This is a genomic window from Micromonospora sp. NPDC007271 (assembly GCF_040634005.1).
GTDB lineage: Bacteria > Actinomycetota > Actinomycetes > Mycobacteriales > Micromonosporaceae > Micromonospora.
On record NZ_JBEYER010000001.1, the window covers coordinates 1 to 15,693 of the forward strand.

The window sequence follows — 15,693 nt, forward strand, 5'->3', positions numbered from 1 at the left end:
GAGGACGGCTCGACCTCCTGGAGCCTGGAGCGGCTCGCCGCCGACCTGGGCGGCGGGCCCGGCCGCCTCGGTCAGTCGGTGCAGGACGGTTGGTCGAAGTGCCCCGGGGTGCCCGGGAAGGCCGCACCGGCCCCCTGATCCTTGTTGTCCCGCGGGTAGACGTAGGACAGCTCCAGGAAGGCGGAGGTGCCCGCCGTGGTCACGTCGGAGGCGCTGCGACCCGCGCCGGTGGCCCAGGCCAGCCGGGTGAGGAAGTCCTGCATCGCCGGGCTGTGCTGGCGGATGTCGTTGAACCCGCCGTACGCCGAGTTGCAGTGGGTGAACAGGTTGTACGCGCCGTTCCAGTCGAAGAGCCGGTCACCGTTGTTCGGGCCGTTGGCGGTGACGTCGCCCTGGAGCACGTCCCGGTCCCAACCGCCGTAGATCCAGTCGGTGCCGTGGTGGTGCTGGTTGTCGGCCACGTCGTCGTTGTCCAGGTTCGTCATCTCGAACCAGCGGCACGGGTCGATCGTCCCCGAGGCGAGGTCGGTCGGCCAGGCTCCGGCCGCGCAGTTGTCCGGGTAGGAGCCGCGCGGACGGAAGTCCAGCAGGTCGGAGCCGAGCACCGCGGTCACCGCCGGGCCGCTGGTCGCGCCGGCCCCGCCGAAGAGGTGATCGACGTACTGGTCGTGGTCACCGCGGGCGGCGGCGCTGAAGGTACCGTTCACCAGGCACTGCGGGTTGGTCGCGTCGAGCACCGGGTCGCAGCCCTTGCCGCCCCAGAGCACGTCCGAGCCCTCCCCGCCGAACACCTCGTCGCCGCCGCTGTCGCCGTTGGCGACGTCGTCGCCGTAGCCGCCGTGGATGTTGTCCGCGCCGGCCCCGCCCCGGATGTAGTCGCCCGCGCCGGCGGTCAGCCCCGCGTGCGGCATGGGCGCCGAGGTGGAGCTGCCGATCCAGGCGTCGCCGTCGGTGTCGTGCAGCAGGTCCACGCGCCGGTCGTACTCGCCGGCCCGGAACCCGGTGTACGTCTCCTGCGGCGGCGAGTTCAACGTGACGGTGAAGCCCAGCGCGGCCACGTCGTCGGCGTTGAGGTACTGGTTCACCACCCCGCCCCGGTCGCCGAGGATGGCGTCGGCGCCGTCGTCGCCGTACAGGGTGTCGGCACCGAGCTCACCGAAGAGGTCGTCGTCGCCGGCACCGCCACGGATCAGGTCGTCGCCGTCCTGGCCCCAGACGCCGTCGTTGCCGCCGTCACCGTAGAGCTGGTCGTTGCCGAAGGCACCGGCCGGCTCGCAGGTGGCCTGCGCGGTGGTGCAGAACCGGGTGGACGGGCCCGGCAGGGCCGGGTCGTGGGTACGGACCACGGTGGCGTCCGCCGGCACCGCGCCGGTCGGGTACCGCTCGGTGTACACCCGCTCGGCCGGCTTCCCGCCGACCGTGGTCACGGTCCGCAGCAGCGAGCCGTTGTCGCCGAGGATCACGTCGTCGCCGCCGTTGCCCTCGACCACGTCCCCGGTGTCCCGGAAGCCCGCCGCCGAGCTGCCACCGATCAGGTCGTCCTGCCCGGCCGGGGCACCGGCCCCGACCAGCTCGGCCGCCGGCGACGGTCCACCCGGCCAGCCCGGGTCGGGCAGCGGCGTGACCGCCCGGCGTCCCGCCGCGCCGAGGGCGCTGTCGCCGCGGAGGTTGTCCGCGCCGCCGTTGCCCTCCAGGTAGTCGCCGTCGCCGTCACCGGTCAGCGCGTCGTCGCCGTCCTGGCCCCAGAGGGCGTCCACGCCGTCGCCGCCGCTGAGCCGGTCGCCGCCGTACCGGTTGGCGGTGGCCGCCGCCCGGTCCAGCAGCACCACGATCCGCGGGCCGAACGGGCTGCCGTCGGCGCCGAGCCGCACGGTCACCGCGGTCGGCTGTTCACCGGGGAGCGGGCGGAGCACCGCGCCGTTGTCGCCGATGATCGCGTCGGACCCGGGTCCGCCGAAGACGGCGTCCGCGGTGTCCGGCTGGCCCGTGGTGGTCGCCCCGGTTCCGTCGTACGCGGTGCTGGATCCGCCGACCAGGTCGTCGTCGCCGGCGTTGCCCTCGACCCAGTCGGAGCCCGGGCCGCCCTCGGCGTAGTCGTTCCCGGCGTCGGCGTGCACCCGGTCCGGTCCGCCCTGGCCGAAGATCACGTCGTCGGCGTCGCCACCGGAGATCAGGTCGCCGCCGCTGGTGCCGGCCGTCGGGGTGAACCCGAGGTCGAGCAGGGTGACCTTCCGCGCCGGGCCGGTCCGGCCCTGGGTGACCCGGGTCGCGTCGGTGGTGGCCGGCGTGAACCGGGCGTTGTCCCCGGCGATCAGGTCGGCGTCGGCGTCGCCGTGGAGCTGGTCGCCGGTGTCCGGCCGGCCGACCCCGGCGGCGGTCTCCTGCGAGGAGCCCCCGATGATCTCGTCCCGGCCGAGGTCACCGTGGATCAGGTCGGCGCCGTTGTTCCCCTCGAGCTGGTCGTCGCCGGCGTCGCCGTTGATCCGGTCGTCACCGAGCCCGCCGTACGCGATGTCGCCGTCGGGGCCACCGGAGATCACGTCGCCCGTGCCGGTCCCGGCCACGTCCCCGGCCAGGTCCAGCGGGTACGGCCCGACGTCCCCGATCCGCGGGGTGCCGTTGTCGCCGACGATCCGGTCGGCGCCCTCCTCGCCGTAGAGGAAGTCCCGGCCGTCGTTCGCGCCGGCGACGCGCGAGCCACCGTAGAGCACGTCGGCGTCGGGACCGCCGAAGACCTGATCGTCGCCCGCGTTGCCCTCGGCGGTGTCCTGGCCGGCGTCGCCGTAGAGGCCGTCGTTGCCGGTGTTGCCGAAGAGCAGGTCGTCGCCGTCGTCGCCGTGCAGCTGGTCGACGCCGGCCCCGCCCCAGGCCCGGTCGTTGCCGCCGCCCAGGTGCAGGGTGTCGTCGCCGAGCTGGCCGCAGGCGCGGTCGTCGCCGCCACCGAGGTCGGCCCGGTCGTCGCCGCTGCCGGCGGAGACCACCTCGGTCCCCGCGCCACCGAGGATCAGGTCTGCGGCGCCCTGGTCGGCGGGGGCCGGCTGGGCGTCGGCGAGGGTGGCGTCGGCGCAGGTCTCGGCGGGCAGGTGCCGGTCACCGAAGATCGTCGCGCCGCCGTCGCCGCCGATCAGGTGGTCGCTGCCGAGGCCACCGACCAGCAGCTTGGTCTGCGACTGCGTACCGGCCGGCAGCGGCTGGTGGGTGACCTGACGGAACCGGCCGTACCCGTCGCCCGCGCCGGGCTCGCCGACCTGCGACGGCTCGGCGATCACGTAGTCGTCGCCGGGGCCGCCGAACAGTTCGTCGGTGCCGTAGCCGCCGACCAGCACGTCGTCGCCGCCGTATCCGTAGAGGTGGCCGGTCTGGCCGTTGGCGGAGTGGGAGACGACCAGGTCGGTGCCGGCGCTGCCGTACACGGTGTCCTGGCCCGCGCCGGTGTCCACCTGGTTGGTGAGCCCGACGTCGCCGCTGCCGGCCTGGTCGACGTCGGCGGGCACGGTCTGGTCGTACGTGTGGATGGTGTCGTCGCCCCGGCCACCGTTGATCGTGTCGCCGCCCGGGCCGCCGACCAGGGTGTTCTTACCGTTCGGCCGGTTGTCGACCAGGACGCCGAGCACGTCGTCGCCGCCGTCGCCGTAGACCCGGTTGCTGCCGTGCCCGACGGTGACATGGTCGTCCTGGCCGGGAATGGCGGTGGTGGGTTCGGTCAGCGTGGTCCAGGAGATCAGGTCGGTGAGGGTCTTGTCGCCGACCGAGGTGTGCACCGTCGTGGGACCCCGGTTGCTGCCGCCGAGGCCGCTGTCGCCGGCCACCACGTTGTTGCCGTCACCGGTGGTGATGGTGTCCTTCCCGGGGCCGCCGGCCACCCAGCTGACCACGCCCGGTGCCTCGGCGGTGACGATGACGTCGTCGCCGCCGCGTCCGTCCACGTACGCCGGTCCGGTGCCAGTGCGAATCCGGTCCCGGCCGTCGGAGCCGAGCACCACCGCGGCCTTGTCGAAGGTGGAGGTCTTCGTGCCATCGCCGCTGGTGTCGCCGTCGCCGAGCAACAGCACCGACAGCGAGACCAGGTCGGGGTCGGCAGCCTGGTAGCCGCGCCCGTCGACCACCACCCGGGTCAGGGACGGGTCGAGGAACTCCTGCTTGCGGCCGAGCGCCTCGACCGCGAAGCCGTCGAAGTCGTCGCTGGCGCCCTCGGTGCCGGCATCGGCGTAGTGCAGCGCGTACACCTTGATCACGTCACCGGCGTAGGTGTCGGCGGTGTTGTCCCAGGCCTTGTGGCCGCGCTGGTCCTTCGTGCCGAACTTGCCGGCGAAGACGACCAGGGTGTCCCCGACGGTGCCGCCGAGTTCCGGAGGCGGCGGAGAGCAGTCGGGTTGCGCCCGGAAGTCGAGCAGGGCCGCGTCGACCAGGGTGAAGTCGAAGGTCTTGGAGAACAGGAACAGGTCGATGGTGACGTAGACCTTGAGGAAGACCGAGAGCTGGCCGCTGGTGGTGAACAGGCAGATCGGGTTCAGCAGCAGCGCCTGGAGGAACTCGCTGGTGCGGAACTTGCCGTCGTTGTTCGGGTCGTTCCAGCTGAACCCGACGGTCAGCCGGATCCCGCCCTGGATGCCCACCTTGACGATCAGCACGCTGACCTCGGCCCCGGCGCCGATCTCGCCGCGCAGGGTGACGACCGGTACCGGCTTGCCGGTGCTGTCGGCGGTCTTGAAGTACAGCCCGTCGAGCAGGCTGACCGCGTCGAGCTTGTCGCCGTCGGTGGCCGCCTCGACGGCGTGCCGGATGCCCGCGGTGTCCAGTCCGGCGATGAACCGGGCGGTGACCGAGGCGCTGCCGGAGAGGGTGACCAGCACCGGCGGCGGGGCGTAGACCGGGCCGAAGGACTGCCGCCAGCTGAAGCCCAGCGCCAGCGGACCGGAGTCGAAGCTGATCAGCTCGACGTCCTGGCCGAGCAGCAGCCCGAACAGCGAGCCCGGGTTGTCGAAGATCGGGAAGCTGAAGCCGGTCTTCTCCGCGTTGGACTTCTCGCCCGGGTTCTTCGGGGTGAACAGCTTCTCCCCGTCGTCACCGGCGGCGGTGTCGACCGCGGACTTCACCTCGCTGGCGGACTTCGCCCGGGTGAACGGGTCGTCCCGCTTGATCAGGCTCTCCGCCGAGGCGGGCGACACCTCGGTGGTGAGGGCCTTGGCCGGGTCTACCAGGAACTGGCCGAGCGGGATCGAGCAGCCGGAGTCGCAGTCGGGTATCCGGTTCACGAAGGTGATCACCGCCCGCACGGTGTCCACGAAGTCGAGCTTCGGGCCGCCGTTGAGGGTGCTGAAGGTCTTCGCGAGCCAAACCAGGGTGATGTCGGGCCCACCGGTGGCCTTCGACAGGTCCGACAGCACCGGGATCGGCGCGTACAGGGTGTCGATGACCGGTTGGAGCGGGCCGGTGACCGTCTTGAGCTTCGCCACCACCGGCTTGAGGATCTTGTCGAAGAAGGCGCCGGCGTCCAGCGCGATGTCGGTGAAGGTCACCTTCAGCGGGGTGGTGACGCCGTCGCCGGTCGCGGTGAGCGCGCCCTGCTTGTGCTCCAGGCCCCAGCTGAGCCCGAAGCGGGCGCTGATGCCGGGCAGGGCGGAGCCGACCTCGTCGCCGGTGTTGACCGTCGCCGCCAGCTTCCAGTCGATGTCGACCTTGGCGGTGAGGTCGGTGGCGAGCAGCGAGCCCAGGTCACCGAACTCGGCGAGGGTGAGCCGGGCGTCCGGGTCGGCCGCGCAGTCCGCGGTGACCGTCGGGTCGAAGCAGCTCTTCTCTCCCGGCGAGCCCTTGACGTCGATGCCGAAGTACGCCCGCACCAGTGGTGGGCGCGGCGCGGCGCCCTGCTTGGTGGCCTTGACCTGGATGAAGGCGAGCTGAGCGGCCAGTTCGCCGGGGGTGCCGTCGGCATTGTCGGACAGGTCGAACTGCCCGCCGATCTGCAGCTCCGGACTGGTGTCGCCGTCGTGGGTGGGGACGTAGAACCCCTCGTCCCGGTCGAGGACCAGGTCCAGGTGCAGCTTCCAGCCCAGCTTGGCCGTGATGCCGTCGGCGGCGCCCTTCCGCGCCTTCAACGACAGGCCGGGGATGCCCAGGTCGAGCGGCACGTTCGCCTCGGCGCAGCCGGTCTGGCAGCCGGCGGCCGGGGACGGGTCGCCCTTGGTCGAGGTCAGCTTGATCCGGATGGACTGGAAGTCCTCCGGCTGGCAGGGGGTGCTCGCCCCGCTACGGCAGGTGACCTCCGCGGCGACGTTGTCGTCGACCGGCTTGAGCGCTTCCTTCAGCGCGGCGTTCAGGCCGGAGCTGTCCAGCTTGGCGTCGGCCAGCGCCGGCCCGATCGCCGCCTTGATGTCCTCGCGCAGCTGCGCCACGAACCGCTGGCCCTGCTGCAGGTCGTCGCCGACCAGGGGCAGCTTGCCGTCGAAGCTGGCCAGCCGCAGCGCCTCCTCCACCTTGGCCAGGTAGCCGTCGATGCCGACGTTGAAGTCGGTGAGCTTCATGGTCAGGTTGGCGAAGCAGGAGTCCAGATTCGGTGTCTTCACCGTGGGCGTGAGGTCCAGGCCGACGGTGAAGGTGAGCAGGTTGGTGGGGTCGGCCGGCTCGCAGTTGTCGACGAAGAGCGGCGCGCGGGCGCAGAGCGGCACGTCGGCGTCGCCAATCCCGCCACCGCAGTCGACGCCCGCGGTGGTGAACTGCGGGGTCACCCCGAGCAGGCCGCTGATCGGCCCGTCGGCGGCGAGCCCGCCGAGGCCGACGGTGAGGTTGGTCTTGACGGTGGCGAAGTCGTCCGGGGCCTTGCCGAGGTCGAGGGCGAGCGGGCCGACCCGGGCGGCGAGGGCCCCGTCGGTGACCCCGCCGGCGATGGTGACGCTGGCCGAGGAGGTGTGGTCCAGCAGCGGCGCGGCGTCGAGCCGCAGCGGCAGCAGCAGGCCGAGCTGGGCCCGGGCGTTGACGTCGAGGGCAAAGGTGCCGGAGCTGTCGAGGCTGATCAGCTTCTTGCCGCCGCCCCAGTCGAGGGCGAGCGGACCGCCGGTGTGGAAGTCGCGCTTCCAGTCCAGCCCGATCCGCAGGAACGGGCCACCCGCGCGCTGGTCCAGGGTGAAGGTGACCCCGCTGCCCGCGCCGATCGACTTGTTGAGCAGGTCGAGGGCGTCCTGGAGGTTGTCCGGCGGGGCGGCGAGCAGCCGGTCGAGCGCGTCGGCCAGCTCCGGGCGCAGGGCGTACGCGCTGCCGTCCTCCGGCTTCGGGGTGCCCGCCGCGTCGATCCGCAGCGTCTGCCCGTCCACCCGCGCCAGCACCCGGTACGCCTTGCTGCCGATCACCACGGTCCGTCCGGCGAGCCGCGCGTCGAACCCGGCGTCGCCGCTGCGCGTACCGTCCTTGAGCAGGAAGTTCGCCCCGTCGGCGACGAAGGTGACGTCCTTGCCGACGCCGCTCTCGTCGGCGCCGAGAAGCTGCCGGGCGGAACGGCCGAGCAACGGGATCGGGGTGTTCAGGGGGCCGCTGCCGCCGTCGGGCTGGGACAGCGCGGCGTTGACCAGCCGCAGCGCCTCGACCACGACCGCGAAGAGCGCCTTCGGGTCGTCGGGGTTGAAGTCGACGGCGAAGAGCCCGCTGAGCCCGGAGGTGTCGACCTGCGGCTGCCCGCCCGCCGTCCAGCTGACGTCGACGCCGACGCCCTGGCCGAGCACGCCGGTGTCGCCGGGGACGCTGACCTTCACCTGGCCGGTGGTCTTGACCGAGGAGGCCACGTCCAGCAACTTGCCCGGCTCGGACTGCAAGCGGCTGAAGAACGCCCCGAGGCTGATGTCCGGGTCCTCCTGGGGCTTGAACCGCACCTCGATCATCCGCTTTCCGGCCTGGGCCGAACCGACGGCCAGCGAGCCGCCGAGCTTGACCTTGAGGAAGCCGGCGGTGGCGTAGAAGTCCACGCCGGTGGTGATCGGGAAGTCCGCGGCGAACAGCGGCACGGCCGGGTCGGTACGCAGCAGCACGCGGTTGGCGTTGGCCTCCGGGCTGCCGAGGTCGTCGCGCAGGTCGAGGACCAGGGTGACGGCGGCGCTGTAGCTGGGCTTCACCTTGGCGAAGCTCGCCTGGGCGTTCGCGGCCCGCAGGCCGACCTTCCGGTCACCGCCGGCGGGTGCGGTGAGCGTGCCGGCCAGCTCGACCGCGCCGATGTTCGGGCTGGATCCGCTGATCACCCAGACGCTGTCGTCGGCCGGCTGGCCGCCGATCCAGTTCTGCGCCAGGGTGACGGAGTTGGCGGTGTTGGCCGCGACGGTGCCGGCGGAGGTGCCGGCCACCACCCGCTGCCCGACGAGCTCGCCGGGGGTGAACCGGTTGCCGTTGACGCTGAAGCCGTTCGCGGTGAAGGCGGCGCCGCGACCGGAGAGCGAGGCCGCGCCCGGGTCGAGCGGCACCTCCACGGTGGACTCCCGCTCCAGCTTGACCCGGAACACCAGCTTCGCGTCGGCGAAGGAGAGGTTGTCGACGGGCAGGCCCTCGGCGGCGAGCAGCGCGAGCAACTGCTGGAGGGAGCTGAACTTCGGCTGCCCGGCCAGGGCCGGGTCGTCGGTGGCGGGGTCGAACTGCGGGTCGTCCGGCCGCGGGTGGACGTACTTCTTGAGGAAGTCGGTGAGCTTCTCGTTGACCTTGACCGCGTCGGCGAAGGTGCCGCGCAGGAACGGCAGGTTCAGGTTGCCCGCCGGCCCGCTCTGCTGCACGCCGCTGAGCAGGGTGGCGAGCTGGGCGAGCCCGGAGGCGAGGTCGAGCGGGCTCATGTTGCGGAACTTGGCGATCGTCTCGTCCAGCCCGGTGGTGGTGACCGTCGGCGTGCCGGCCGAGATGTCGTTCCAGTCGATGTTCACCGTCGCCGCGACCGCGGGCAGGGCGAAGGGCGCGCCGGCGGTGGCCGCGCCCAGCTTGATCACGCCGTGCACCGAGCCCGGGCCCGGCTCGGTCTCGGTGTCGGAGATCCGGCCGCCGCCGGAGCCGTCCAGCGCCACCTGTACGAGGCCGGCGAGGGAACCGGCCGCGGCGAGTTCGCCGGTGCCGGCCCCGGCCGGCGTGTCGAAGGCCAGCCGGCCGTCGCCGTTCGGGTCGGTGAGCGTGACCTTGAGGTGGGTGCGGGCGGTGAGGGTGCTGCCGGCGGTGAGCGTGACGCCGAGGATGCCGACAGAGGCGGTGGCCTGGTCCAGGTCGCCACGCAGCCGGGCGGCCGCGTCGATGTCGATGCGCGGGGTGTCGCCGTCACGGACCAGGTAGGTCTCCCCGGCGGCGGTGTGCCGGGCCCGCAGGTGCAGGGTCGCCCAGCCGGTGACGCTGACCGCCTTGGCGAGGGTGACGCCGTTGACGGTCAACTCCTTATCGGTCACCTCGCGTTTCGTGGTCAGCAGCACGTCGAGCAGGTGGTCGCCGTCGCTGCTGGTCACCGAGCTGGTGAGCCGGGTGCCCCCGCCCAGGTCCACGTCGTCCTTGGTCAGGCCGCCGGCCAGGGCGTCGGACGCCTTCCTGGCGAGCTTGTCGGCGTCGACCAGCGCGCCCGGGCTGACCCCGAGCAGGGGCAGCGGCCTGCCGAGCAGCCCGATCTGGCCGAGTCCACCGTCCGCCCAGGTGGCGGTGCGGGACATCAGGGACTTGAGCGCGGTCTCCCACGCCTCGTCGGCGTGGGCCGGCGCCGCCGTCCACACCAGCGCCAGAGCGGCCGTCACCACTGTCGCGATCGCTGCGGCCAGCAGCCGCCGTAGAGCCACCATGAGCCACCTCGTTCTGATCGATGGCCGTCACCGACGGCGCTGGTCCGCGCCAGCACATCGATCGCGGAGATGACTCACAACTGCAGTGTCGAGATGGTGACAGCGCGTCAACCCGAACGGTCGGAAGGTCCACCGGGACGGACGCAACGATCGTGCGTGGGGCCGGAGCGCGCCGGCCGGACGGCCGTACGGCCGGTTCGAGGCGCGGATCAAGATCCCCCGGGGGCAGGGGCTTTGGCCCGCGTTCTGGATGCTGGGCAACGACATCGCCACCAACCCGTGGCCCAACAGCGGTGAGATCGGCATCAGGGCGAACATCGGCCGCGAGCCGTCCACAGTGCACGGTAGCCGGCAAGGGCCGGGCTACTCCGGCGGCAACGCCCTGACCGGCCAGACCTCGCTGCCCGGCGCCCCGTCCGGTGACCCCGACGGCCGACATCCACCCGGCCCGGCCCCGGGTCGGGCCGGGTGGTGTGTGCGAGGATCAGCGCTCGTGGAGACCAGCGGTGCGTCGCCGTCCGCCGCACGCGAGGTTCGCTCCTCCCGGTACGCCAGGCCGAACTCGTCCGACGCGACGGCCCGCCGCCCGGGCTCAGATCCCGTGGCGGCGGTCGCCCGTCACCAGCTCGCTGATCCGCGCCTCGGATGACCCGGAGAACGGCTCCCGGTGGGCGGCGACCGCCTGCCGGGTCTCCTCGGCGACCAGGTCGGCGTTGATCGCCGCCGCGGCCATGGTGCCGGCCGCAGCGGCGGCACCGACCTGGGCGGCCGGATCGGTGACGTTGCCCGCCGCCCACACCCCGGGCGCCTCGGTACGGCCGGTCGGGTCGGCCGGGATGTGCTCCCCGACCCCGGCAGGGTGCGCCGCCGGCCGCAGCCCGAGCGCCGCCAGGAAGCCGGCGCGGGCCGTCATCCGCGGCGCCACCGCCACGGCGTCCCGGTGAATCAGCCGGCCGTCGCCGAGCCGTACGCCCGTCAGACGGTCCTCGACGATCTCCAGGGACGCCACCTCGCCGCCCACCACGCGGATGCCCCGGGCGGCCAACTGCTCCGCCTGCTCCGCGTCCGGCGGCGGCTGGGTGTGGGTGAAGAAGGTGACATCCTCGCTCCACTGGCGGAACAGCAACGCCTGGTGCACCGACAACGGCCCGGTGGCCAGCACACCGATGGCCCGGTCCCGCACCTCCCAACCGTGACAGTAAGGGCAATGAAGCACATCCCGCCCCCACCGGTCGCGCAGTCCCGGCACGTCCGGCAGTTCGTCCACCAGCCCGGAGGTCACCAGCAGCCGGCGGGCCCGCACCGATCGGCCGTCGGCAAACGCCACCGCGAACCCGTCGTCCCCGCGCGCCGCGGCGGCGACCTCGCCGGAGATCACCTGGCCGCCGTAGCCGCGCACCTCCGCCCGGCCCCGCTCCAGCAGTTCGGCCGGCCGGATCCCCTCCCGGGCCAGCAGGCCGTGCACCCCGTCCGCCGGGGCGTTGCGCGGGGCGCCGGCGTCGACCACCAGCACCGACCGGCGGGCGCGGGCCAGCGTCAGCGCGCCGCTCAACCCCGCGGCGCCGCCGCCGATCACCACCACGTCGTAGCTCTCCCTGAGCTCGGTCATCCTGACCACCTCCCAGGGCAACCATCCGGACCGGCCGCAAAAGTGGCAAGCTATGTTGCTGTTCTGGCAAACTGGGGAGATGGACGACGACCTCAACCAGGCGCTGGACGCCGTCGGCCCCCGGTTACGCGCGCTGCGCCAGCAGCGCAACACCACGCTGGCCGAACTGTCCGCGGCGACCGGCATCTCGGTGAGCACCCTGTCCCGGCTGGAGTCCGGCACCCGCCGGCCCACCCTCGAACTCCTGCTCCCCCTGGCCAGAGCCCACGGGGTCACGCTCGACGAACTCGTCGACGCCCCGCCCACCGGCGACCCGCGCATCCACCTGCGCCCGGTCACCCGGCACGGCATGACCATGCTGCCGCTGACCCGCCGGGCCGGCGGCATCCAGGCGTACAAGCTGGTGATCCCGGCCGACAGCCACCGCCGCCAACCGGACCTCCAGACCCACGAGGGCTACGAGTGGCTCTACGTCCTCAACGGGCGGCTCCGGCTCGTCCTCGGCGATCACGACCTGGTCCTCTCCCCCGGCGAGGCGGCCGAGTTCGACACCCGCGTGCCGCACTGGTTCGGCGCCGCCGGCACCGAGCCGGTCGAGTTCCTCAGCCTCTTCGGCCAGCAGGGCGAACGCGCCCACCTGCGCGCCCGCCCGGCGCCGGGGACCACCGCGCGGTCACCCTGAGCTGTCCACCCTGATGCGCCAGGCCGTCACGCGGGGCGGCAGAAGGCCTCCGGGGGGTGCACACCCGTCGGGTCGGCCTGCCCGGCCGCCCCGACGGGTGTGCTCGCGTCAGAGGGCGCGGGCCCAGGTCAGTCGGGTGCTGTAGTCGTACTCGTCGCCGGGGATCCACCACGACGCGCCGAATCCGTCGGTCGCGACGATGATGTTGCCGCCGTCCGGGTACGGGTTGGTCTCCGGGACCGACAGCGCGGCGCAGTACCGCCCGTCGGGCGAGTACACCGGCGACATGTAGAACCGGGTCTCGTCGGTGAGCCGCTTGAGCCCGGTGCCGTCCACGCGCACCGAGGCGAGCGCGGCCCCACCCGGCACGTCGGTGTCGCGGGTCCACCGGTTGGTGCAGAACACCACCCGCTGGTTGTTCGGCAGGAAGGCCGGCCAGCCGAAAGTCTCGCCGGCCGCCTCGGGCAGGTAGATCCGCCGCATCTTCCCGGTGGCCAGGGTCAGCGTCCGCAGCTGCGGCCCCTCCGAGCGGCTGCGCCACCAGAAGGCGAACATCGAGCCGTCCCGGGACCAGTCGGGCCGGGAGATCGGGTGGCCGCTGATCACCTCCTCGGCGGCCCCGGTGGCCACGTCGATGATGTCGAGCGCCTCGCCGTTCCGGGTCACCGCGACCCGGGTGCCGTCCGGTGACCAGGTCGGCCACTGGTGGCGGACGCCGGCGCGGTCGGTGACCTGACGGACGGCACCGGTGGCCAGGTCCATCAGGAACAGGTCGCCGGCGACGAAGGCCAGCCAGCGCCCGTCGGGCGAGGCGCTGAACTCGTCACCCCAGGAGAGCAACCGCTGCGGCGTCCGCCGGTCCGGGTCGATCCGGAGAACGCCCTGGCCCACGCTGACCAGCCACGGTCCGTTGGCGACGTCGGTGGAGTCCGCGGCGCCGGCCGGCGCCGCCGTGGTCAGCCCACCGGCCAGGCCGGCCGCCGTGGCCATGCCGGCCAGCGCGGCGGTACGCAGCAGGGCACGTCGGTTCAGCTCAGTCATGTGCACACCCCCGTGGTGGATGACGATCCCGTCCACCCTCCTCAAGGGACGGTCATCGCGCATCCGACGATCGGACCAGACCGGGTGGGCCGATCGGGCCACCCGGCGGCTGCCGGGGGGTTCGGCAGCCCCCGCCGCCACGGCCGTCGCACCTGCGGCGTCACGTCGCCGACCCGACCTGCCTCGATAGGCTGACCGGGCAGGTCGGCCGCCGGCGCCGACCATGTTCCACGAGGAGCCGACGGATGACCGGTGCTGCCCGGCGGACCGGCCACGGTCCCGCCGCCGCGTCGGAGCGCGACGCGTGCCTGGCGGCGATCGCCCGGGCCGCCAGCGCCGACGCCGGTGGCGTACCCGTGGACCTGCTCGGCGACTACCTGTGGCTGCTCGCCGAGGCGGCGGTGACCGGGCGCCGGCCCCGGCGGGCCGAGCTCGACGCCGTGGGCGTGCTGGGGCGGCGCGCCGCCGAGCAGGGGGTGTCCGCGGGGCGGGCGGTCCAGCTGTACCTGTCGGCGGCGCGGCGGCTGTGGCAGCAGCTGCCGCAGCTGACCAGCTCCGCCGACAGCGAGGTGGTGCGCGCGGCGGCCGACGCGGTGCTGCACGTCGTCGACAGCGCGGTGGCCACCCTCGCCGACGGCTACGCCCTGGCCCGCCGCGAGCTGGTCCGGCGGGAGGAGACGCTGCGCCGGGAACTCGTCGACGACCTGCTGCGCGGCGACTCCGACCTGGGGGGCCTGGTGGAGCGCGCCGAGCCGTTCGGGCTGGACCTGGCCCGGGTGCACCAGGTGGCGCTGGCCGCGCCGCGCCGGCGTCTGCCGGACACCGAGGCGGCGATCAGCGCGCTGGAAGGCGTCATCTTCGATCGTCTCGGCGACCGTGACGTGCTGGTGGCGACGAAGGAAGGACTGCTCGTGGTGATCGCTCCCGCCGACGCGGTGCCGCCCGACCGGGGTGGTGCCCGTGGGCGGGAGTCGGCCGGCGACCTCGGGCGGCTGATGCACGCCGAGCTGGATCGCCTGCCGCGCGGCGGCCCGTGGCAGGTGGCGGTCGGCCGCCCGCACCCCGGCCTGTACGGCATCGCCCGTTCCTACGAGGAGGCCCGGGAGGCGTTGCTGACGGCGCAGCGGCTGAACGCCGACACACCGGTCATCGACGCCCGCGACCTGCTGGTCTACCGCGTCCTGCTGCGGGACCAGCCCGCCATCGTCGACCTCGTCCAGGCGGCGCTCACACCGCTGCGCCACGCCCGCGGCGGTGCCCAGCCGTTGCTGGACACCCTGGACGCGTACTTCGCCACCGGCGGGGTGGCCACCGAGGCGGCCCTCCGGTTGCACGTGTCCGTCCGGACGGTCACCTACCGGCTGGACCGGATCAGGGTGCTCAGCGGTTACGACCCGAACGACCCGCGCGACCGGTTCACGCTGCAGGCCGCGGTGTACGGCGCGCGGGCGCTGGACTGGCCGCGTCAGCCGCTGCCCGGGCCCGCCTCGTAGTGCGCGGGCCGGGCGGCGTCAGTTCCGGTCGTCGACGGCGACCACGTCGAGCAGGCCCAGCAGGCCGGCCAGCGTGACCGCCTCGGACCGGGTGAGCCGGAGGCCGCAGGTGCTGTCCGGGTCGTCCGCGTCTTCGTAGAAGACGTCCCGGCGGTCCAGCCCGCGGTACTCGACCACGCCGACCCGGCGGCCCTGGGCGGTGATGAAGCTGTGCCGCACCCCGATGCCGGGTAACGGCGTGTGTTCGACGTTCATGTGTTGCTCCGTACGGGAGGGGTGGTGGCGGGCCCGCGGGGTGCGGCCGATCGGCCGGCGACCCCGGCCGGTGGCGCGGGGCGGGCGCGTACGGGTTGGTGGGGGTGTCGGGACGGCGCGCTCAGGCGGCGGGGCCTGGCGGCGCCCGGTCGGCCGACCAGGCCGGAACACATCCCGGGACGGCCCTCGCCAGCCCGCCCGCGATGCACCCGGCCAGCGCGTGGCCAGCCTGCCGGACCGTGGTGAGCACGACCACGACCACGAGCATCGCCCACGCGGTACGCGAGGCGACGTCAAGTCGGAGCCGAAGGTCTGCCATGCGGTCACCATAGCCCTCGGGCCGGCGCCCGTCGCCACCGTCGTCGCTGCGGGTCACCACCGGCTCGCCCGAAGCTCCGCAGGCCGTGACAGGTCGCCGGTGGCCGGCAACCTAGACGCCGGAAGTTGGCCGACGGCAGGCCATGTCGGTCCGTCGCTTCCGGCCGACTCTGGAGGTCCGACACGGTTCCCGACCGGCGAGGAGGTGCGTGATGACGACCAGCGAGGTGGCTCTGCCACCGCTGCCGGCCGGTCGCCGCGGCCTCGCGGCCCGCTCCGGGGGCACCGCGACGTTCCGGTGCCGCCGGCGCAGCCGCCGTCCCAAGCTTCGGCCGCTGTCCCGCCGGCCCGCGCTCCGCTCCCGGTCGGGCCGCCCGGCACCGATCGGCACCACGGGCACGGCCAGCGGCTGACCAGAGCCGGTCGAGCACCGCGCCGCTCAGGTCCACACGCTTCCCCTGTTTCCCACGCCGCCCCCGCCTCGGGGCGGCGCATCGTCATATCCACCGAGAAGAGGTC

Annotated in this window: 7 protein-coding genes and 1 pseudogene; 4 read left to right on the plus strand and 4 right to left on the minus strand. The window is 73.6% G+C overall.

Going from position 1 to position 15,693, the window contains the following annotated elements:
- Positions 1-71 precede the first annotated feature (71 nt).
- A complete protein-coding gene (locus tag ABZ570_RS00005; RefSeq protein WP_358054952.1) occupies positions 72-9,776 on the minus strand; it encodes a hypothetical protein in 9,705 nt (3,234 codons plus the stop codon).
- Between the two features lie 199 nt (positions 9,777-9,975).
- Between ABZ570_RS00005 and ABZ570_RS00010 the strand changes: the two are divergent.
- Positions 9,976-10,425 (plus strand): annotated as a pseudogene (locus tag ABZ570_RS00010) (family 16 glycosylhydrolase); the annotation flags it as partial.
- On the opposite strand, the gene ABZ570_RS00015 reads toward ABZ570_RS00010, so the two are convergent.
- Positions 10,369-11,385 carry an NAD(P)/FAD-dependent oxidoreductase gene (locus ABZ570_RS00015; RefSeq protein ID WP_358054954.1) on the minus strand — a complete coding sequence of 339 codons (1,017 nt, stop codon included), beginning with the start codon at positions 11,383-11,385 and terminating at the stop codon, positions 10,369-10,371. The pseudogene ABZ570_RS00010 and the gene ABZ570_RS00015 overlap by 57 nt on opposite strands.
- Before the next feature lie 79 nt (positions 11,386-11,464).
- Here ABZ570_RS00015 and ABZ570_RS00020 point away from each other — a divergent pair, with 79 nt between their 5' ends.
- Positions 11,465-12,067, plus strand: a complete 603-nt coding sequence (locus ABZ570_RS00020) for an XRE family transcriptional regulator (RefSeq protein ID WP_358054956.1) — start codon at positions 11,465-11,467, stop codon at positions 12,065-12,067.
- A gap of 108 nt (positions 12,068-12,175) precedes the next feature.
- Here the strand turns inward: ABZ570_RS00020 and ABZ570_RS00025 are convergent, their stop codons facing one another.
- Complete coding sequence (locus ABZ570_RS00025) at positions 12,176-13,108, minus strand: hypothetical protein (RefSeq protein ID WP_358054958.1); 933 nt, start codon at positions 13,106-13,108, stop codon at positions 12,176-12,178.
- A gap of 245 nt (positions 13,109-13,353) precedes the next feature.
- On the opposite strand from ABZ570_RS00025, the gene ABZ570_RS00030 reads away from it, so the two are divergent.
- Positions 13,354-14,601 (plus strand): helix-turn-helix domain-containing protein, encoded by a 1,248-nt coding sequence (locus tag ABZ570_RS00030; protein WP_358054960.1) that lies wholly within the window; start codon positions 13,354-13,356, stop codon positions 14,599-14,601.
- Between the two features lie 18 nt (positions 14,602-14,619).
- On the opposite strand, the gene ABZ570_RS00035 is transcribed toward ABZ570_RS00030, so the two are convergent.
- Positions 14,620-14,856, minus strand: a complete 237-nt coding sequence (locus ABZ570_RS00035) for a potassium transporter TrkA (RefSeq protein ID WP_358054962.1) — start codon at positions 14,854-14,856, stop codon at positions 14,620-14,622.
- Positions 14,857-15,386: 530 nt separating this feature from the next.
- On the opposite strand from ABZ570_RS00035, the gene ABZ570_RS00040 reads away from it, so the two are divergent.
- Complete coding sequence (locus tag ABZ570_RS00040; protein ID WP_358054964.1) at positions 15,387-15,587, plus strand: hypothetical protein; 201 nt, start codon at positions 15,387-15,389, stop codon at positions 15,585-15,587.
- Positions 15,588-15,693 lie beyond the last annotated feature (106 nt).